We start from the raw sequence: 19,739 nt of genomic DNA on the forward strand, positions 1-19,739 counted from the left end.
GACCGATACCGTTCGCGCTCATTCCCGATGAGGCACCACCACACCCTACGCGCTCAAAAAACGTGAGGCACGTCGCCGGCCGTCGTTCTGCCCACCGCTGACGGTAGACTTGGCCCATACTGTCGGTATTCGTCATCTTTCGCGAAGGACATCATGACCACGTTCCATTCCACGCGTTCCACCACCGATTCACTGACCTCGAAGGAGGCCATCCGCTTGGGTCTAGCCGACGACGGCGGCCTGTTCGTGACCGATTCGCTCGGCGAGACGAAGGTCGACATCGCGGATCTCGCCGGCCGTTCGTATCAGGCGATCGCGTACGACGTGCTGCATGCGCTGCTGCCGGACTTCGGCGAGGACGAGCTCAAGGACTGCATCGCCGCCGCGTACGGCACGCAGTGGTCCGACGAGCGGATCACGCCGCTCAAGCCGGTCGGCGACGACTACATCCTCGAACTGTTCAACGGCCCGACCTCCGCGTTCAAGGACGTCGCGTTGCAGATCCTGCCGCGGTTCATGGCACGTACCGCACCGGCCGGCGGCGACGGCGCCGACCACGCGGACGAGAAGATCATGATCCTGACCGCCACGTCCGGCGACACCGGTAAGGCCGCGCTGGCCGGATTCGCCGACGCGCCGGGCACCGCGATCACCGTGTTCTACCCGCAGGGCAAGGTGTCGCAGGTGCAGGAGCTGCAGATGACCACCCAGACCGGCTCGAACGTGAACGTCGCCGCGGTCGAGGGCAATTTCGACGACGCGCAGTCCGCGGTCAAGCGCATCTTCGGCGACCGCGAGCTGGCCGGACGTCTCGCCGCCGACTCGCATGTCGTGCTGTCGTCCGCGAACTCGATCAACGTGGGCCGTCTCGTGCCGCAGGTCGTCTACTACTTCTCCGCGTACGCGCAGCTGCTGGAACAGCAGGTCATCAACGTGGGAGACGAGGTGGAGTTCGTCGTGCCGACCGGCAACTTCGGCGACATCCTCGCCGGCTACTATGCGAAGCGTCTCGGCCTGCCGGTCAAGCATCTTGTCGTCGCGTCCGACAAGAACAACGTGCTGTTCGACTTCCTGACCTCCGGCACGTACAACCGTCAGCGTCCGTTCTATCAGACGATCTCGCCGTCGATGGACATCCTCGTCTCCTCGAACCTCGAGCGCATGCTGTACTACTTCGCCGAAGGCGACACGCGGCTGATCTCGATGCTCATGAACGATCTGAAGAACTGGGGCACGTACGAGGTTCCCGAACCGCTGCTGGCGAAAGTGCGTCAGCTGTTCGGCTGCGGCTGGGCGAACGAGGACCAGGTGCGCGAGATGATCGCCGACTGCTGGGCGAAGAACCGGTACGTGATCGACCCGCACACGGCGTGCGCGTATTTCGTGGCGCAGCAGATGCCGCGCGACCCGCTGACCCCGCGCGTGATCCTCGCGACCGCCAGCCCGTACAAGTTCCCGCGCACGGTCAACGAGGCGCTCGGCTTCGACGCGACCGGCACCGATTTCGACTGCATGGACGTGCTCGCGCGCGAAACGGGCACCGTGGCGCCCGCCGCGCTGCGCGGCCTTGAGCATGCCGACGTGCGCTTCGACACCGTCGTGCCGATCGACGGCATGGAGGACTTCGTGGAGTCCGCCGCCAAGGCGCTGTGATTCGTCCGGAACTCCGCGTGGGCTGACCCTACGCGGACACTGAGCGAAGGCCGTTCCCGAACCTATGTCGGGAACGGCCTTCGTGGTATATGGCATACACATCGCGTTACACCATGAGCGGCGGCACGGTGATCGGCATCGTGATCGTGGCGAACAGGTCGATGCAGATCACGCCGATGGTCGTTGGCTGCACGGCCCAGGCCCATTCATGATCGTTCCCCTTGTCTGCCATTGCGTTCGTTGATGATGCGGATCACCGCTTACAGGACGCGCGGCGCGTCGGCGAAATCGAAGAGAACGCCGTCGGCGGCGTCGCAGATGGCGGGCCAGTCGGCGTCGGAGGAGTCGTCGTGCATGGCCCAGACCTTCATGCCCGCCGATTTCGCCGAGCGTATGCCGATGAGCAGATCCTCGAACACGGTGCAGTCCGCGGGTTCGACGCCGAGACGGGAGGCGGCCAACAGGTAGACGTCGGGGCTGCCCTTGCCCACGTCTCCCGCGTCGTCGACGCTGACGGTCACGTCGAAGAAGTCGAAGATACCGACATGCTTCATGGCCGGTTCACGCAACGTTGGCGGCAGTGAGGTGGCGACCGCCAGTTTCGCGCCGGATTCCCTGAGCCAAGTCAGGTATTCGACCGCATGAGGCTTGGCTTCGACCACGGTGGAGTAGGCGACGCGGGCCATATCGTCCCATTCGTCCATGAGCTGCTCGGGGGTGTCCGGCAGGCCGAACCGGGCGATCGTGTATTCGGCGATCTGCCGGAACTGCATGGACGCGACCTTGATCATGTAGTCTGCCGGCACTTCGATGCCACGACGGCCGAGGAAGTCGATGTCGACCTGATCCCATACGCCCATCGAGTCGAGCAGCGTGCCGTCGAGATCGAAGATGGCGGCTTTGCTGCTGTTGTCGATTCCAGTCATGTAAGTCTCCTTGATATTCGATGTCGGTGGCCTTCGGGCCGGCGTACGTCACGCGGCGAGATCGGCCCCGTCTTCCAATCGCGACGAGCCGAGCAGTTCGCGCGCGTGGTCGAGCGACGCTTCGGATTCGGAGCCGGACAGCATGCGCGCGATCTCACGCACACGTTCGTCGTCCCGCACTTCGGCGACGGTGGTGACGACGCCCACCGCGTCGTCGTCGGCGTCCGGCGGCTCCTTGGTGACGACGAACTGCGCGTCGGCCCAGCTGGCGACCTGAGCCAGATGGGTGACGACGATGACCTGCGCCGTACTCGCAAGACGCGCAAGACGCCGGCCCAGCTCGACCGCGGTCTTACCGCCCACGCCGGCGTCGACCTCATCGAAGATGAACGTCATGGGAGTCTCGCCTCCTGTATGCCGGTCGGCAGCCGACAATTCCATGGCGAGCATGAGTCGGCTCAGTTCGCCGCCGGACGCGCTTTTGCCCATCGGCAGTTCGGGCGCGCCCTCATAGGGCGTGAACAGGAAGGCGATGTCGTCGCTACCGTTCGCGTCGAGCGGCCACGTGGCCGGCCTGTCGGCGTCCGCACCTGCGGCGGCGGCGTTCCCAGCCCGTTCCGCACGGTTCACGACGCGAATGTTCAGAGCGGCGCCGTCCATCGCCAGAGACGACAACTCGCCGGTCACCGTGGCCGCCAACGAACGGGATGCGGCGACACGAGCGTCGTGCAGTTGACCGGCCGCGCTCATGGCGGCAGCGAACAGCCGATCACGTTCCTCGCGCAACTCGGCGATTTTTTCCGGCGATGCGTCGAGGTCCTCCATATCGAATACGGCCTTGTCACGCCATGCGATCACATCGGCCAAAGTCGGCCCCCAGCGCCGGGTGAGCTCTCCGAGTTCGTGGATGCGCGCGTTGATCTCGTCGAGATCGTCGACGTTGTCGTCGACATCAAGTTCCCGCGCCAGCGAATAGACGATGTCGGACAGATCGGCGTTGACGGATTCGAGGCGGTCGGCCAGACCGGCGAAATCACCGTCCGCCCGGATGGCGCGCAATGCCTGCGCGGCGCGGTTGATGAGCTCCGAAGCACCTGCCTCGTCCGCATCGACGCTGACCTGGGAAGCGTCAAGGGCGGCAAGGGCCGCGGAGACGCCTTGCGCGATATCGGCCGCGTTTTCGATGCGCGACCGACGCGCCTTCAGCTCCTCGTCCTCACCCGGCTGCGGGTCGGCCCGGTTGATGCGGTCGATGGATTCCCGCAGATAGTCGGCCTGCTGGCGGGCGGACGCCTCCTGATGCTCCATGCGCGCGAGTCGTTCGTCGAGCGCGCACAACGCGTCCCATGCCTCGCGATAGGCGGCAAGTTCACGTTCGTCGCCTGCGACCATGTCCAGGAATTCGCGCTGACGCGCCGGCGAGGCGATGCGCAGCTGATCCGCCTGCCCATGGATGGTGACCAGTTCTCCGGCCAGATCGCCCAGGACCGCACGCGGCACGGACCGCCCGTTGACGACCGCGCGCGAGCGACCGGATACCGGTACGGTGCGCGAAAGGAACAGCTCGCCGTCCTGTGGGGCGACCCCTGCCTCACGCGCGATGCGTACGACACCGGTCCCTTCGGTTCGCGCGTCATCGTCGCCGACCGCGAATACGCCCTGCGCCCATGATTCCTTTGCACCGGCCGATACGCGTCCGGAATCCGCGGTACCACCCGAAATCAGCTTGAGCGCGCTGAGCAGCATGGATTTGCCGGCGCCGGTCTCGCCGGTGATCGCCGTCATGCCGGCGGCCGGAGTGAGCAATGCGTGCCGGATCGGACCGAGGTCACGGATTTCCAGTTCCTCCAGCATCAGCGCACTCCGTTCCCCTCGATCGAACCGGATGCGCCGGACGTCGGATACGCCACGGCCGCATCATCATCGGACCCGTGTCCGCCCGTCGACGCGCCGACGCCCTCCGGAAACACATGCCCGTGCCGAACGGCCGGCTCTCCGGACGCTCCCCCACGCGCCTGCTCGCGCCATCCGACCACAGGCAGATCGAATTTGGTCACCAGACGATTGGTGAACGGCACGCCGGACAGACGGGCCAACCTCAGCGTGTCCTTCGACTGACGCACCTCGATGCGAGTGCCCTTCGGCAACGCGCGCTGACGTCGCCCGTCGCAGCAGATCCACCCATCCGACATGGAATCGTCGAGGATGTCCAGCGCGAACGTGGAACCGGCACCGATGATCAGCGGCCGCGCGAACAGCGCGTGGGCGGCCAGCGGCACCAGTTGCAACGCCTGCACGTTCGGCCACATGATCGGGCCTCCCGCCGAGAACGCATACGCCGTCGAGCCGGTAGGAGTGGATACGATCACGCCGTCGCATCCGAACGAACTCATCTCCACGTCGTCGACCCGGATCGACAGCTCGACCATCTTGCCCCGGTCCGCCCGTTCCACCGTGATGTCGTTGAGCGCCCAATCCTCCAACGGCTTGCGGGCGCCGGGCAGCCATACGTCGACGTGCGCGATCATGCGCTCGTCTATCGAATAGTCATGTTCCGCGATGCGCCGGATGGCCTCGCTCATCTGGAAGCTTTCGAATTCCGCCAGAAAACCGACATGCCCCAGGTTCACGCCAAGGATCGGCACCTGCGTGCAGTGGACAAGCTCGGCCGCACGAAGGATCGTGCCGTCCCCGCCCAGCACGACGACGATCTCGGTGTTGCTCGGCACCACGGGAGGCTTGGCGCCGAACTCGGGCGCCTCGGTGTTGTCGATGATCGACACCTCGAATCCCGACCGACGCAGCTGCGCCACGGCCTCCGCGACCACCGTGCCGCTTTCGCGAAGACGGGTGTGCGTCACCACCACCGCGTGTCGAACGCCAACCATCGCATCCCCCTTGCCAGCAGGAAACAAGAACAGTCCTCATCTTATCCGAACCAATCGAGATTTCGAACACATGTTCGCATGACACGCCGTCTCCCACCTTGCGGCGCGCCGTGCGAACCGACGGAGGATGCCGCCGTTCTCATATGCAGGGCATAGAATGTGCTCCATCAATCATGAAGGACCGTCAGACACCACCGCGGACAAGGAGGAAGCGATGTCGAACCTCGTTTTTGACGAATCCTCATCCAATCGCGAATCCTCACGCGGATACGCCTGGTGGTTCTCCGGAGACACGTTCGAGAAGGCCGCGGCGGAGGAACGTCACGCCACGCATCGGCATACGTTCCGCCAGCATATGACCTCGCACCCCGGCAGGCTGACGATCATTTACTTCATGGCGCTGGTCGTCGTGGCGACCGGTATGCTGATGCTGCCGCAATCCACTCCGCCGGATGAGACCACCACGTTCTCGACCGCGTTGTTCACCGCCGTGTCCGCCCTGTCGACCTGCGGCATCTCGATCGTCAACTCCACCACGCACTGGACGCAGTTCGGTCAGGCCATCCTGCTGGTTTCGGTGCAGATGGGCGGATTGGGCGTCATGACGTTCGCTTCCATGATCGCCCTTGCGGTCAATCATCACATGAAGGCCACGCAACGGCTGCTCACCGCCACGGAGCTGGGCACCACGAAGCTGTCCGAGATCCGCGGCGTGCTCACGGTGGTCATCACCACCACGTTCGTCATCGAGACCATCACGTTTTTCGCACTGTTCCCCGGCCTGTGGTCGATCAACCGGGGCGATTGGGGCAAGACCTCCTGGGAGGCGCTGTTCTTCGCGGTCATGTCGTACAACAACGCGGGGTTCACGCCGGACGGCGCAGGGCTGCATGTGAACAACTGGGCGGTCGGCATGCCGATCATGATGTCGGCGTTCTGCGGCACGCTCGGCTTCCCCGTGCTGCTCAACCTCATGCGGTGCGCCCGCCACCATGTGCCGCCTCGCCGGTGGAGCCTGCACACCAAGGTGACGCTGACGATGACGTTCGCCATCGTCGCCCTGTCGCTCGCGTGGTTCCTGATGGTCGAATGGGACAACCCGTTCCTGTTCAAGAACGCCGATGTGGAGACGCGCCTTCGACACGCCATGGTGGCCGCGGTCATGCCGCGCAGCTCCGGATTCGACCTGTCGTGGATGCCGCAGGTGAGCGAGGCGACGAAGGTGTTCATGAGCATCGTCATGTTCATCGGCGGAGGCAGCACGTCCACCGCCGGAGGCATCCGCGTCACCACGTTCGCGGTGATCCTGCTCGTATGCCGGGCCTCCTTCACCGGACATAAGGACATCAACGCGTTCCGCCGGCGCATACACACGAACGTGGCGATGACGGCCGTCAGCATCACCACCACCTGCCTGATGCTGGTGCTCGGGGCAGCGATGGCGCTGATGCTCGTCGCCGACGCCTCGCTGACCAACGCGTTGTTCGACGCATGTTCGGCGTTCGGTCTGGGCGGCTATTCGGTTGGCGTCGCCCGCGAGGACAATCCCGCCGCACTGGCGATCCTGGCCTTCACGATGATCGTGGGGCGTCTCGGCCCGATGACGATCGCCTATTCGATCAGCCGTCCGCGCGCGATGGAGTCGGTCCGCTACCCCACCGAACCGCTGGTCGTCGGCTGATCGGACGGACGCCCCGCTATGATGCGTATCAGTGGTTTGCCATCGTCCGACCGGTGGCATGGAACCGTCAGGAAAGGAACATGAGGTCATGGCAAGCAATGGCAGAAGCATTCTGGTCGTCGGACTGGGCCGTTTCGGCAGTTCGGTGGCGACGACGCTGGACGCCATGGGTCAGGATGTGCTCGCCGTCGACAAGGATCCCGAACTGGTGAATCGCTGGTCGTCGCAGATTCCCACCGTGCAGGCAGACATGACCGACATGTTGGCTCTCGAACAGCTCAACGCCTCGGATTTCAATACCGCCATCGTCGCCATCGGCGACAGCGTCGAGGCGTCCGTCATCACCACCGGCAATCTTCTCGACGCCGGCATTTCCGACATCTGGGCGAAGTCCGTGTCCAAGGAGCATGCGCGCATCCTGCAGCGCATCGGCGCGCGGCACATCATCAACGCGGAAACCGATGCCGGCAAGCGCGTCGGACATCTCGTCTCCGGCAATTACCTCGACTACATCGAAATCGAGGGCGCGCACACGGTCGTCAAGATCCATACGCCGCAGCATGTGGTCGGCTACAGCATCGAGGACGCGAAGGTGCATGAACGGTACGGCATCACCGTGGTCGGCATCAAGTCCCCCGGCAAGGAGTTCCAGTACGGCTCCAAGGAGCTCATCATGCACCGCAACGACGAGCTCATCATCATGGGCAAGGAAGACCAGATCGACAAGTTCATTCGCGGCTGACACCTACCTATATTGACGGCGATTCCACATCAGCCGAATCCAGCCGGCCCAGTCCAACGAGGGTCGCTCCGGCGTATGCGATGTCAGACCGCATGACTGGGGCGAGCGCCCCGGAGCGTGTCGGACATCACATACGCCGGAGCGACCCGGACACCGCGCTATCGAAACATTTCAGTCATCACATGGCGGGATATGCGAAGCCCGCGCGTACAGCAGGTATTCGGCGTTGCCGTGCGTGCCTTCGATCGGTGAATCGGCCGTGGCGATCACATCCAGACCGTGATCCGCGGCGCATTGCGTCACCTTGTGCAACGCCCGCTCGCGCAGGGCCGGATCCTCGACGATGCCGTGGCGGTCCAATCCCTCGCGTCCGACTTCGAACTGCGGCTTGACCAGCAGCACGATGTGCGCGCCGGACGCGGCGATCCGTGCGATGACGGGTATCACGTAGGTCAATGAGATGAAGGACACGTCGGAGACGATCATTTCGGGCCGGTACGGCAGGTCGTCCGCGGTCACGTCGCGGATGTTGACGCCATCCATGCGTACGACCCGCGGGTCGTCGGCGATGCGGGCGTCCAGCTGGCCGTGCCCCACGTCGAGGGCGATGACCCGCGATGCCCCGCGTCGCAGCAGCACCTGCGTGAATCCTCCCGTGGACGCGCCGATGTCAAGGCATCGCATGCCGTCAGGGTCCACGAGCCCCTTGTCCCGGAACACGTCGAAGGCGCCCACCAGCTTGTAGGCGCCGCGGGACACGTAATCGTCGCCTTTGTCGACGGTGATCGACGACACGTCACCGGACACGTTCATGGACGGCTTGCACGCCGGCTTCCCGTCGACGAGCACCTGACCGGCCCTGATGAGCTTCTGCGCCTTGGATCGGCTGTCGATCAGGCCGAGATCTACGAGCAGCGAGTCGAGTCGGGCCATGACGTCACCGCGTTTCGTCGAGTTCGCGCTGCAACTGGTCGAGAATGGCCTGGAACGTCTCGATCCGCTGCGGGATGTCGGAACCGGCCACGTCGTTCAGCTGCGGGAACCGTTGCCGCAAGTCGTCGGATACCGGTCGTTCGTCCGTTCCCATATCCCGTTGTCCTCCCGTTACGAAAAAAGATCGCGGCCCCATGCCTGATGCAGGGGCCGCGACGGATGTCAGAGCGTGAAATCGGGCAGCGCCACTTCGGTCGGATCGCCGCCGTTGTCGGCGTAGGACCACATCAGGCCGCATGCGGCGCGCAACGCGTCGATGTCGGACGGATCGCTGACCGACAGCATACGGTCGGCGGCATCCAACGAGGCCGTGGCATGGCCGCAATGCCCTGTGCCGCCAGGACCGACTTCGACCTGCGGCATCGCGTCCAGCAGACCGCGCAGGTCCTTGACGATGTAGGTGGGTCGCAGGTGCGCGGGCGCGAGCATGAGCTCGTGCGGATTGGTCACGCCGGTCAAGACCGCCAGCGAATCATATCCGCCGCGGTTGCCCGCTTCGATGTCGGTGTCGAGACGGTCGCCGATCGCCAGGCACGCGTCCTTGGCCACGGGTTGCGAGTCGTCGCCGGCCGCCAGCAGACGGGCCTCGTCGTACATGGCGGATTCGGGCTTGCCGGCCGAGGCGACCGGTTCGACGCCGGTCGCGTTGATGACGGCCTGGATCATCGAGCCGCAACCGGGCGCGATGCCCAGTTCGCGCGGAATCGTCAGATCGCGGTTGGTGACGAAATACGTGGCCCCATGTTCGACGGCGAACGCGACTTCGGCCATCTCCTGCCAACGCATGTCCGGATACCATCCCTGGATGGCGGCGACCGGCGCGTCGGCCGCGCCATCGACCACTGTCAGCCCCTGCCTGGCGACTTCCTCGCGCAGGTGTTCGGCGCCCAGCACCAGCACCTTGGATCCAGCCGGCACATGCCGGCGTACCATGCGCGCGGCGACCACCGAGGAGGTGATGACCTGATGCGGTTCGACGTCGAGATCGAAGCCGCGCAGCTGCTCGGCGACGACACGCTGGAATCGCGACGAATTGTTGGTCGTGTATTCGATGGCCATGCCCGCGGCTTCGGCGCGGCGGATCGACTCGGCGGCGTGTTCGACCGGGTTCTTGCCCCGGTACACCACGCCGTCAAGGTCGAGCAGCGCCAAACGGTAGGCTTCGGCGATCGGCTTGTCGGTTGATTTGAGCATGCCGGTCACTCGGCGTCCGCGGCGTCGGCGTTCTCGTCCGGTTCGGCCGCATCGTCGATGTCGGTCGCCGGTTCGACGGCGGAATCGGAACCGTCCTGCGCCTCTTCGGCCGGCAGTTCGGATTCGTCGTCGCCGGCCTCGCTAGCCTGATCGGAGGTGTCGGACTCGGCAGCCTCGCTCATACCGGCGACTTCCTTCACGTCTTCGGCGTCATCGGCTTCCTCGTCGGAGTCGGCCGCATCCTCGGCGTCTTCCGCTTCGGCTTCCGGCTCATCCTCGGGCGCGTACTGCGCGTCGTCCTCGCTGATGCCGAGCATGTCGAGCTCGTCGTCGGAGAAGCGTTCGAGATCATGGTCGATCACCATGTCGTCGACGGCCTCGTCATCGTCGGCGTACTGCAGTTCGAGCTTGTCGAGCAGCGGGTCGAGATCGGCGGCCTCGTCGCCTCGTCCAGCCTCCTCGAGGAAGTACTGTTCGGCCTGGATGGCGCGCATGCGGTATTCGCCCGGCAGACCCTTGGAACGGCCGATCGTGTGCACGATCTCGATGGCCTTGTCCATTTGTTCGAGGTCGGCGAGCGCGCCGGCGTACACGAGGAACATCTCGACCTTGGCTTCGCCGCGCAGCTGCTTGGCCTCGTCGGAGGTCGCCACTTCGACGGCCTTCTTCGGATTGCCGGTGCCGCGTTCGCAGTCGGCGATGAACGGCAGGTAGTCGGGGAAGCCGTTCATGCGATAGGCGGTGCGGAACTCGCGCAGCGCGAGCTTGTAGTCGCCCTGACGGTACGCGACGAACGCGAGCGTCTCACGGGCGAAGTCGATGCGGGACGCCTGACGGGCCACCCACTTGGCGTGGGCGAGCGCAAGCTCCGGGTTGGATTCCTCAAGCGCGTAGGCGGCAAGGATGTGCAGGCCGATGTTTTCGGCGTGTTCCTTGGACAGGCCGCGCAGGCGTTCGCGTTCGTCGGTCGAGAGCATCGACCATTCCATGCCCTTGGGCATCTTCGGTTCGTCGGGGCGACGCGCGGTGTACGGGTTCTGCGACGGGAAGCTCATCGTGCCGTCGGAGTTGCGGCGCGGACCGCGCTCCATGTACTCGCGGCGCTTGGTCTCGCGGTATTCGCGCTTCTCCTCGGGGGTGAACTCACGACGTTCGCCGTCATGGCGACGCTCGGTGCCGTGTTCATCACGACGGAAATCACGACGATCGTCACGATGGAAGTCACGACGGCCGCCACGGTTGTCGTCACGCTTGAAATCGCGGCGATCCTCGCCGTCACGACGGAAACGCTTCTCGCCGTCGCGCTGGTAACGCGGGTTGTCGCCGCCCTGACGACGATCGCCGTCACGGTGGAAGTCGCGACGATCGTCACGACGGAAACCGCCACGCTCGCCGTCCTTGTGGAAGTCCTTGCGGAACCCGCGATGCTCGCCGTCGTTGCGCTTGAAGTCACGGCGATCGTTGTCGCGATGCTCGCCGTCACGACGGAAATCCTTGCGGTCGTCGTCGCGACGGAAGCCGCCGTTGCCGCGATAGCCGCCACGTTCGCCGTCCTTGCGGAAACCGCCGGACTTGCCGCCGTGGAAGCCGCCGTTGGACTTGCGGAAACCGCCGTGCTCGCCGTCACGATGGAAGTCGCGACGATCGCCGTCACGACGGAAGTCGCGGCCTTCGCCGGCACCTTCGCGATCGCGGCGGAAGCCGCCGTCCTTGTGGAAATCCTTGCGCGCCCCGCCCTTGTGGAAGCCGCCCGACTTGCCGCCGTTGCGGGAGCCGCCGAACGAACGGCCGGAACCGTTGCCGCCGCGGCCGCCCGGACGGCCGGAACCGTAGGATTTGCGATTGCCGTAGGACTTGCCGCCCGAGCGGCCCTGTTCTTCTGCCATTGATGTCCTTAACTGGAAGTTCCCTTCGCCACCTGTTCGGCGGCGAAGGGATCGTTGGTTGGTTGCTTGTGTGCTCTATGGAAAAATCAGTGCTTTTCGACCGCGCCGACGGCCTTCTTGCCGCGGCGGATCAGCGCGAAGCGGCCGTGCAGGAAATCCGCGTCGCCCAGCGTCTGCTCCTCGTCCTCCACGCGGCTGTTGTTGAGGTACACGCCGCCGGACTTGACCGCTCGACGCGCCTCGGAGATCGACTTGAACAATCCGGCCTTCACGCCGGCCTCGATCACGCGATCGCCGGCGGCCACCGCGGCGAACGACCTGGCGCCGTCCTCGCCTTCGACCTTCAGGCCGTCAATCGCGGCCTCAAGCGTGTCCTCGTCGATCGAACCGAGGTTACCGCCGCGGCCGAACAGCGCGGCGGACGCGTCGATCGCGGCCTGCGTCGCGGCCTCGCCGTGCACGAAGCTCGTGACCTCCCACGCCAGCGTACGCTGCGCCTCGCGGGCGCCCGGATTGGTCTTGGACTCCTCCACCAGGCGTTCGATCTCTGCCTTCGGCAGGAACGTGAACGCCTTCAGGAGGCTTTCCATCTCCACGTCGGGGCGGTTGAACCAGAACTGGTAGAACTTGTAGGGGCTGAGCATGGTGCCGTCGAGCCAGACGGCGTTGCCTTCGGACTTGCCGAACTTCTTGCCGTTGGCGTCGGTGATGATCGGGCTGGTGAACACGTTCACCGTGGCGCCGCGCACCTTGCGGATCAGGTCCATGCCGCTGGTGAGGTTGCCCCACTGGTCGGAGCCGCCGATCTCGAGCGTGCAGCCGTATTCGTCGTACAGGTGCAGGAAGTCGTTGCCCTGCAGCACCTGGTAGCTGAACTCGGTGAAGGAGATGCCCTCCTCGGAGTTGAGGCGGCGGGCGACCGTGTCCTTGGCGAGCATGGTGCCGAGGCGGAAGTTCTTGCCGACGTCGCGCAGGAAGTCGATGACGGACATCTGCGCGGTCCAGTCGTAGTTGGACACGAAACGCACCGGATTGGATCCCTCGGTTTCGAGGATGCCGCCGATCTGGTTCTTGAGACGCTCGGCCCAGCCGGCCACCACGTCCTTCGGGTTGAGCGTACGCTCGCCGGACTGGCGCGGATCGCCGATCAGACCGGTGGCGCCGCCGACGAGGGCGATCGGATGATGTCCGGCCATCTGCAGGTGACGCATGTTGATGAGCTGGACGAGGTTGCCGATGTGCAGGGACGCGGCGGTCGGGTCGAACCCGCAATAATAGGTGATCGGCTCTCCGTTCAACGCTTCGGCGAGCTGATCGCGGTCGGTGGACTGCGAAATCAACCCGCGCCATTCCAGTTCATCGAGGACGGAGTCGAATCCGGCCTCCTTGAAATCGATGACGTGAGCCATAACCGTTGTCTCTCCCTATCAAATTGTGGGTTTTTACGCGTCTATCAGTCTCGCAGAACAGGCCGACAGCCGCACGCGCGCGCGAAACAGCGCGCGGAACGGCGCACGGACCACATGCAGACGGAGACTACTTGCGGCCGCGGCGCAGCTTGTCGAACGCGTCGCGCAGTTCCTGCAGCGCCTCGTTGTTGCGGTCGGCGCGCAGGCGCGGGAAGGACGCGATCATACGGCGCTGCTGGCGGTTGAACACGGAATCGGCCGCCTCCCTGACCTTGAGCATGAACTCGGTCGACATCTCCTTGCCGGACTGCAGCGAGTCGCCGAGCGCGTCGCCGACCATATCGGACGCGCCGCTGACGGCGTCGCCGACGCGTTCCTTCATCGCATCGCCGTACTTGGCGACCATCGCGGCCAGCTGGTCGAGGCTGTCCTCGAAGTGGACGATGCCCGCCACGGTGATCGCCGTATCCAATGCGGTCAGCACGAGGAACACGAAGCTCAGCCAATGCACGACGGGAGCCGGCATCATGTCGGTCACCTCGGCGACGCGCGGCTGCACGACGTCGACGATCACGACGCCGCCGATGCCGAACACGATCGCGCCCAGCAGGCAGATGCGTCCGTTGAGATTGAACCGGTAATGCGAGTAGTCCCACCATCGCGCGTGGAACAGCTTCTCCATCGCCCATGACGTGAAATATTCGAGCAGGCATGCGCCGATCGACGAGACGACGAAGACCAGCACGGGGTTGTCGTGCACCTGGCCGAGCACGACGATGCCGAGCACCGCGCCGGTGCCGTAGATCGGGCACAGCGGGCCGTTGAGGAAGCCGCGGTTGACGGGACGGCGCTCCCTCACCGACACGAGGATCGACTCGTACACCCAGCCGCAGCAGCTGTAGAACAGGAACCAAAGGAACAGCTTTTCCAATGTGAGCAGCATGGGTCAGTCCTTGTCCTTCGTTGTCGCGGCGCGGCGGACCGCGCCCGCGTGCGGCAGCCGCGGACGGTTGAACCGTTGCAGGCTGAACGTCTCCCGGGTGGCGCTGACCTTGTCGGCCATGGTCACCAGGTAGCCTTCGACGTAGCCGGGCGGGGTGGGAGTCAACGGGAACATGTGGTGCGCGATGCTGTCACGTTCGATGGCGTTGAGTTCGAAGTCGCGCAACGCGTTGCGCAGGGCCGTGCGACCGTGGGTGAATCCGTGCATCCGATGATCGCCGTTGTCCCATTCGTGCCAGTCATACAGGAAATAGTCGTGCAGCAGCGCGGCGCGCACGAGCGAACGCAGGTCGACACGATCCCACAGACGCAGGCGGTCGGCGAACCAGACGGCCAGACAGGCGACGCGCAGCGAATGCGCGAACGTGGTGACGCAGCCATGCTGGTAGCAGCCTCGCTCGATGTGCATGTGCTCGTGTTCGATGATGTCGTGGCCGTGCTCGTTGACCAATGCGCGTATCTGGTTGCGTGTCAACACCCTGAAGTTCCCCTTGTCGTCGGTCGTCCGTTCCAGATCGATTGTAGGACGGGCGCGTAACCCGCGCGTTCGTCCGCAGGTATGAGAACGGCCCCGTTGCCGGGGCCGTATATGTCACCGACGCCGCCACGGTCCGATCACGTGGGCCGCGGCGGCGCGATCGGTCAGCGCTGCGGCTGACGCAGCGATTCAGGAGACTTGTATGCCGGACCGTCGGACACGGAGTTCGCGAACGCGCGCAGCGTTTCGATCGACGTCTTCGCGGCGACGATCTGTTCGCGCACGCGCAGCGGCGACGTGCCGCCCTTGCCGTTGCGGGCGGAGACGGAGCCTTCGGTGGAAAGCACCTCACGCACCTCGGGCGCCTTGTCGGCCGGCAGGAAGTCCTTGAACACGTCGATGAAGTCCTCGTCCGTCAGATCCCACAGCTCCTGGCCACGGCCTTCGGCGATCTTCACGCATGCGCCCGACAGCTCGTGCGCGTGACGGAACGGCACGCCGTTCTTGACGAGCCATTCGGCGATGTCGGTGGCCAGTGCGAAACCGGTCGGCGCCTCGGATTCGAGACGATCATGGTCGAACTGCATGGTGGCGACCATGCCGGTGAACGCGGGCAGCAGCACTTCGAGCGTGTCGACCTGGTCGAACACGGCCTCCTTGTCCTCCTGCAGGTCGCGGGCGTACGCGGTCGGCAGGCCCTTGAGCGTGGCGAGCAGGCCGGTCAGGTCGCCGATCAGACGTCCGGACTTGCCGCGGGCAAGCTCGGCGATGTCCGGGTTCTTCTTCTGCGGCATGATCGACGAGCCGGTCGAATACGCGTCATCGAGACGCACGAATGCGAACTCCTGAGTGTTCCAGATGATGATCTCCTCGCTCAGACGGGAGATGTCGACGCCGGTCATGGCGGCGATGAACGCAAACTCGGCGACGAGATCGCGCGAAGCGGTGCCGTCGATCGAATTGGCGGTCACGTTCGAGAAGCCGAGCTCGCGGGCGACCGCGACCGGTTCGAGTCCGAGCGTATTGCCGGCGAGCGCGCCGGAGCCGTACGGGGACGCGTCGATGCGCTTGTCCCAGTCGGCGAGGCGCTGCACGTCGCGCAGCAGCGGCCAGACGTGGGCCATGAGCTGGTGCGCGAGCAGAACGGGCTGCGCATGCTGCATGTGGGTACGGCCGGGCATGACGGTGCGGCCGGCGGCGACGGACTGTTCGATGAGCGCGTTGGCGAGGGACAGCAGGAGCTTGGCGATGACGCGGCTGTGGCGGCGCAGCCACATGCGGATCAGGCAGGCGATCTGGTCGTTGCGCGAGCGGCCGGCACGGAGCTTTCCTCCGAGTTCGTCGCCGGCGATGGCGAGCAGGCCGCGCTCAAGCGCGGTGGCCTCGTCCTCATCGTCCTCGATCGGCGCGAACACGCCGGCGTCGACGCGGCGCTGAAGCTCGTCAAGCGCATCCTCCATGCGCTGCAGCTCGTCGGCGGTGAGGAGGCCGGCACGGCCGAGCGCACGCGCGTGGGCGCGGGAGCCGGCGATGTCGTCGTCGGCCAGACGCCAGTCGAACTGGGTGGACTTGCTCAATCGGGCGAGCTCCGGCGACGGGCCGGATGTGAAACGGCCGCCCCACAGGGCGAGATGCTCGGTGTTCTGCTCGGCGCTGTCGGCCATGCGTGTTGCTCCTTAGCTTCTGATGCTGTTGCTGTGCGTGGATAAGCGGGTAGGCTTCTCATGCTCGTAAACCATCAAAAGCCTACCAGTCTCCGTAACCATTCATGGATGGCCATCGCCCAACGGTCTTATGCGAAAGCCCTTCCCCGCATGGGCAAGGAAGGGCTTGACGGCGTTTTCAGGCAATCAGCGCGCGGCAGACGTCACTCGACGGTGTTGTCCGGCACTTCGATGCCGTTGCCGAAGCGGACGTCGCGGGCGGCGGCGACGCGGGACGGCAGGCCGTAGATGTCGATGAAGCCGTTGGAGGACTTCTGGTCGAAGGTGTCGCCGGAATCGTAGGTGGCGAGCTTGTAGTCGTACAGCGACGAGTCGGAGCGACGGCCGGTGACGACGGCGCGGCCGCCGTGCAGGGTCATGCGGATCTCGCCGGAGACGTACTGCTGGGTCTCTTCGATGAACGCGTTGAGCGAACGCACGGCCGGGGAGAACCACTGCGCGTCGTAGACGAGCTCGGCCCAGCGCTTGTCGATGTCGCGCTTGATGCGGTGCTGTTCGCGTTCGAGGCAGCAGTTCTCGAGTTCCTGGTGCGCGGCGATGAGCGCCACGGCGCCCGGGGCCTCGTACAGTTCACGGGACTTGATGCCGACGAGACGGTCCTCGATCAGGTCGATGCGGCCGATGCCCTGCGCGCCGGCGCGGCGGTTCATCTCCTCGATGGCCTGCAGCGGGGTGACGTCACGGCCGTCGATTTTGACCGGGATGCCCTGCTTGAATTCGATGACGACCTCGTCCTCGACCGGGGGGAACGCCGGATCATCGGTGTAGGCGTAGCAGTCCTTGGTCGGGCCGTTCCACGGATCCTCAAGGAAGCCGGTCTCGATGGCGCGGCCCCACACGTTCTGGTCGATGGAGTACGGGCTCTTCTCGGTCTGGGTGATCGGCAGCTTGTGCTCCTTGGCGAACGCGATCTCCACGTCGCGGGTCAGCGACAGGTCGCGGATCGGGCTGATGGCCTTGAGCGTCGGGTCGATGGAGGCGATGGACACCTCGAAACGCACCTGGTCGTTGCCCTTGCCTGTGCAGCCATGGGAGATCGTGTCGGCGCCGAACTGGTGGGCGGCGCGCACGAGGTGCTTGGAAATGAGCGGGCGGGAGATGGCGGAGACCAGCGGGTAGACGCCTTCGTACATGGCGTTGGCCTTGAGGGCCAGCATGCAGTATTCGTTGGCGAATTCGTCACGGGCATCGACCACGTAGGATTCGACGGCGCCGCAGGCGAGCGCGCGCTGCTTGATGGTTTCGAGGCTCTCGCCGCCCTGGCCGACGTCGAGGGAGACCGCCACGACGTCCTTGCCGGTGCGCTCCTTGAGGTACGAGATGGCGACGGACGTGTCCAGACCGCCCGAGTATGCGAGTACGATGCGCTTGTTATCGCTCATGATTGCCTTTCTGTAACGTCAGATGATGCAAGTATATGCGCAAGTCTGTATATTTATGCATTCGGCGTGGCGCCGGGCGATGGCGCCGGCCGACCACAGGACGGCAGCGGCCGACCGGGGCCGGTCAGTTCTTCGATGCGACGGACAGCAGCCATTGCGCGCGGGCGGCGGCGATGTCGTCGTCGGAGCAGATCACCATGACGGTGTCGTCTCCCGCGATGGTGCCGAGCACGCCGTCGATCGGCTGCTTGTCGACCACGCTGGCCACGTATTGCGCGGCACCGGACGGCGTGTGCACGACGATGAGGTTCTTGGCGGCGGCCACCGATGTGACCAGACCGCCGAGCACCTTCGCCATCTGCTGTTCGGCCTTCTCCCCGATGCCGGCGGCCTGATGCACGGCATGATCGCCCACCGTGTAGGCGATCGTACCGTCCTTGAGCCGCGTCTTCATCGCGTTGATCTCGTCGAGGTCACGGCTGAGCGTGGCCTGCGTCACGTCGATGCCCTCGTCGGAGAGGATGCCGGACAGCTGCGACTGCGACGTGATGACATGGCTGAGCAGGATCTCCTCGATCACGCTCAGCCGCGCCGCACGGGACGCCGGCCGCTGCAGCGGCTGATTGGATTCGCTCATGCGAGCAGGCTCTCGTCGCCGCGCTGCTGGCCGATCAGCCAGGTGAGCAGTGCCTTCTGCGCGTGCAGACGGTTCTCGGCCTCATCCCACACGACGGACTGCGGTCCGTCGATCACCGAGGCGGTGACTTCCTTGCCGCGGTAGGCCGGCAGGCAGTGCTGGAACAGCGCGTCGGGCTTGGCGAGCGCCATGAGCTCGTCGTTGACCTGATAATCCCAGAACGGCTTGGATCGGATCGCATACTCCGCTTCCTCGCCCATCGAGACCCAGGTGTCGGTGAACACGCAGTCCGCGCCGGCGACCGCCTCGCGCGGATCGGTGGTCACGAGGATCGATCCGCCGTTCTCGGCGGCGATGCGCTCGGCGTCGGCGACGATGTCCGCGCTCGGCAGATAGCCGTACGGGCCGGCCACGCGAACGTGCATGCCGGCGACGGCTCCGGCGAGCAGGTAGGAGTTGGCCATGTTGTTGGCGGCGTCGCCCACGTAGGCGATGGTCTTGCCGGCCAGCGCGTCCACGCCGCCGCGGAACTGCGCGATGGTCAGGAAGTCGGCGAGCACCTGGCAGGGGTGGAATTCGTCGGTCAGGGCGTTGACGACCGGGCAGGTTGCGTACTTGGCCATCTCCTCGACGCGGTCCTGGCCGAAGGTGCGCCAGACGATGCCGTACGCCATGCGGGTGAGCACGCGCGCGGTGTCGGCGACCGGTTCGCCGCGGCCGAGCTGGGAGCCGGACTTGTCGATGACGAGCGGATAGCCGCCGAGTTCCGCCACTCCGATGGAGAAGCTGGAACGGGTGCGGGTGCTGGGCTTGTCGAACAGCACGGCGACGGCCTGCGGCCCGGCGAACGGCTGCTTGTAGAAACGGTTCTCGCGGAACTTCATGCCGAGTTCGAGGACCTGCTTCTGCTCTTCGTGGTTGAGATCGTCGTCGCGCAGCATGTGGCGAAGCTGACCGGTCATTGTGGACTCCTTGTCTGCGAATGATGTGACGGATGGTCGTGAGTGGGGGGGGGGGGGGGGGCCCCCCCCCGCCGCGGGGGGGTGTTGGAAAAAAACCGCCCCCCCCGCCCGCGCCCAGGGGGGGGTGGGGGGGGGGGGGGGATAATAAAAAATGGGGGGGGGGGGGGGGGGGGGGGGGGGGG

The 19,739-nt window shown here is 65.4% G+C and carries 18 protein-coding genes; 3 read left to right on the top strand and 15 right to left on the bottom strand.

Annotated features, from left to right (window positions below):
* The first annotated feature begins 153 nt into the window (after positions 1–153).
* On the top strand, positions 154–1,653 hold the full coding sequence (gene thrC / locus GFD25_RS08770; RefSeq protein ID WP_163231967.1) for a threonine synthase: 1,500 nt from the start codon (positions 154–156) through the stop codon (positions 1,651–1,653).
* Positions 1,654–1,759: 106 nt separating this feature from the next.
* Here the strand turns inward: thrC and GFD25_RS12415 are convergent, their stop codons facing one another.
* From GFD25_RS12415 to GFD25_RS08785, 4 genes are read right to left on the bottom strand one after another with little or no spacing between them, the layout of a single operon-like run.
* On the bottom strand, positions 1,760–1,885 hold the full coding sequence (locus tag GFD25_RS12415) for a hypothetical protein (protein ID WP_275575587.1): 126 nt from the start codon (positions 1,883–1,885) through the stop codon (positions 1,760–1,762).
* A 28-nt stretch (positions 1,886–1,913) separates the two neighbouring features.
* Positions 1,914–2,579, bottom strand: a complete 666-nt coding sequence (locus GFD25_RS08775; RefSeq protein WP_163231969.1) for an HAD family hydrolase — start codon at positions 2,577–2,579, stop codon at positions 1,914–1,916.
* Positions 2,580–2,627: 48 nt separating this feature from the next.
* The gene (recN, locus tag GFD25_RS08780) at positions 2,628–4,433 is read right to left on the bottom strand and encodes a DNA repair protein RecN (RefSeq protein ID WP_163231971.1); all 1,806 of its coding nucleotides are present in this window, start codon (positions 4,431–4,433) and stop codon (positions 2,628–2,630) included.
* Complete coding sequence (locus GFD25_RS08785; protein ID WP_163231973.1) at positions 4,433–5,467, bottom strand: NAD kinase; 1,035 nt, start codon at positions 5,465–5,467, stop codon at positions 4,433–4,435. Before GFD25_RS08785 ends, recN begins: the two co-directional genes overlap by 1 nt.
* Before the next feature lie 214 nt (positions 5,468–5,681).
* Between GFD25_RS08785 and GFD25_RS08790 the strand changes: the two genes are divergently transcribed.
* Positions 5,682–7,148, top strand: coding sequence for a TrkH family potassium uptake protein (locus GFD25_RS08790; RefSeq protein ID WP_163231975.1), 1,467 nt, complete (start codon positions 5,682–5,684; stop codon positions 7,146–7,148).
* A gap of 88 nt (positions 7,149–7,236) precedes the next feature.
* A complete protein-coding gene (locus GFD25_RS08795; RefSeq protein ID WP_163231977.1) occupies positions 7,237–7,890 on the top strand; it encodes a potassium channel family protein in 654 nt (217 codons plus the stop codon).
* 171 nt (positions 7,891–8,061) lie between these two features.
* Here the strand turns inward: GFD25_RS08795 and GFD25_RS08800 are convergent, their stop codons facing one another.
* The 11 genes from GFD25_RS08800 to argF form a co-directional block, all read right to left on the bottom strand.
* Entirely contained in the window at positions 8,062–8,823 is a 762-nt protein-coding gene (locus tag GFD25_RS08800; RefSeq protein WP_163231979.1) for a TlyA family RNA methyltransferase, read from the bottom strand.
* A gap of 4 nt (positions 8,824–8,827) precedes the next feature.
* A complete protein-coding gene (locus GFD25_RS12045; protein ID WP_204314850.1) occupies positions 8,828–8,977 on the bottom strand; it encodes a hypothetical protein in 150 nt (49 codons plus the stop codon).
* Between the two features lie 68 nt (positions 8,978–9,045).
* Positions 9,046–10,077 (bottom strand): HAD-IIA family hydrolase, encoded by a 1,032-nt coding sequence (locus tag GFD25_RS08805; protein WP_163231981.1) that lies wholly within the window; start codon positions 10,075–10,077, stop codon positions 9,046–9,048.
* Between the two features lie 5 nt (positions 10,078–10,082).
* Positions 10,083–11,963 (bottom strand): helicase, encoded by a 1,881-nt coding sequence (locus tag GFD25_RS12050; protein ID WP_204314851.1) that lies wholly within the window; start codon positions 11,961–11,963, stop codon positions 10,083–10,085.
* 86 nt (positions 11,964–12,049) lie between these two features.
* The gene (gene tyrS, locus GFD25_RS08815; RefSeq protein ID WP_163231983.1) at positions 12,050–13,372 is read right to left on the bottom strand and encodes a tyrosine--tRNA ligase; all 1,323 of its coding nucleotides are present in this window, start codon (positions 13,370–13,372) and stop codon (positions 12,050–12,052) included.
* 127 nt (positions 13,373–13,499) lie between these two features.
* On the bottom strand, positions 13,500–14,315 hold the full coding sequence (locus GFD25_RS08820; RefSeq protein WP_163231985.1) for a putative ABC transporter permease: 816 nt from the start codon (positions 14,313–14,315) through the stop codon (positions 13,500–13,502).
* Positions 14,316–14,318: 3 nt separating this feature from the next.
* Positions 14,319–14,852, bottom strand: a complete 534-nt coding sequence (locus GFD25_RS08825; protein WP_163231987.1) for an HD domain-containing protein — start codon at positions 14,850–14,852, stop codon at positions 14,319–14,321.
* A gap of 164 nt (positions 14,853–15,016) precedes the next feature.
* A complete protein-coding gene (gene argH, locus GFD25_RS08830) occupies positions 15,017–16,516 on the bottom strand; it encodes an argininosuccinate lyase (RefSeq protein ID WP_163231989.1) in 1,500 nt (499 codons plus the stop codon).
* A 203-nt stretch (positions 16,517–16,719) separates the two neighbouring features.
* Positions 16,720–17,958, bottom strand: coding sequence for an argininosuccinate synthase (locus tag GFD25_RS08835; protein ID WP_163231991.1), 1,239 nt, complete (start codon positions 17,956–17,958; stop codon positions 16,720–16,722).
* Between the two features lie 124 nt (positions 17,959–18,082).
* Positions 18,083–18,595 carry an arginine repressor gene (argR, locus tag GFD25_RS08840; RefSeq protein ID WP_163231993.1) on the bottom strand — a complete coding sequence of 171 codons (513 nt, stop codon included), beginning with the start codon at positions 18,593–18,595 and terminating at the stop codon, positions 18,083–18,085.
* Positions 18,592–19,557: an ornithine carbamoyltransferase gene (gene argF / locus GFD25_RS08845; RefSeq protein WP_163231995.1), complete on the bottom strand. Its 966-nt coding sequence runs from the start codon at positions 19,555–19,557 to the stop codon at positions 18,592–18,594. Before argF ends, argR begins: the two co-directional genes overlap by 4 nt.
* Positions 19,558–19,739 lie beyond the last annotated feature (182 nt).

Origin of the sequence: Bifidobacterium aerophilum, assembly GCF_010667685.1 — a bacterium.
Lineage (GTDB): Bacteria > Actinomycetota > Actinomycetes > Actinomycetales > Bifidobacteriaceae > Bifidobacterium > Bifidobacterium aerophilum.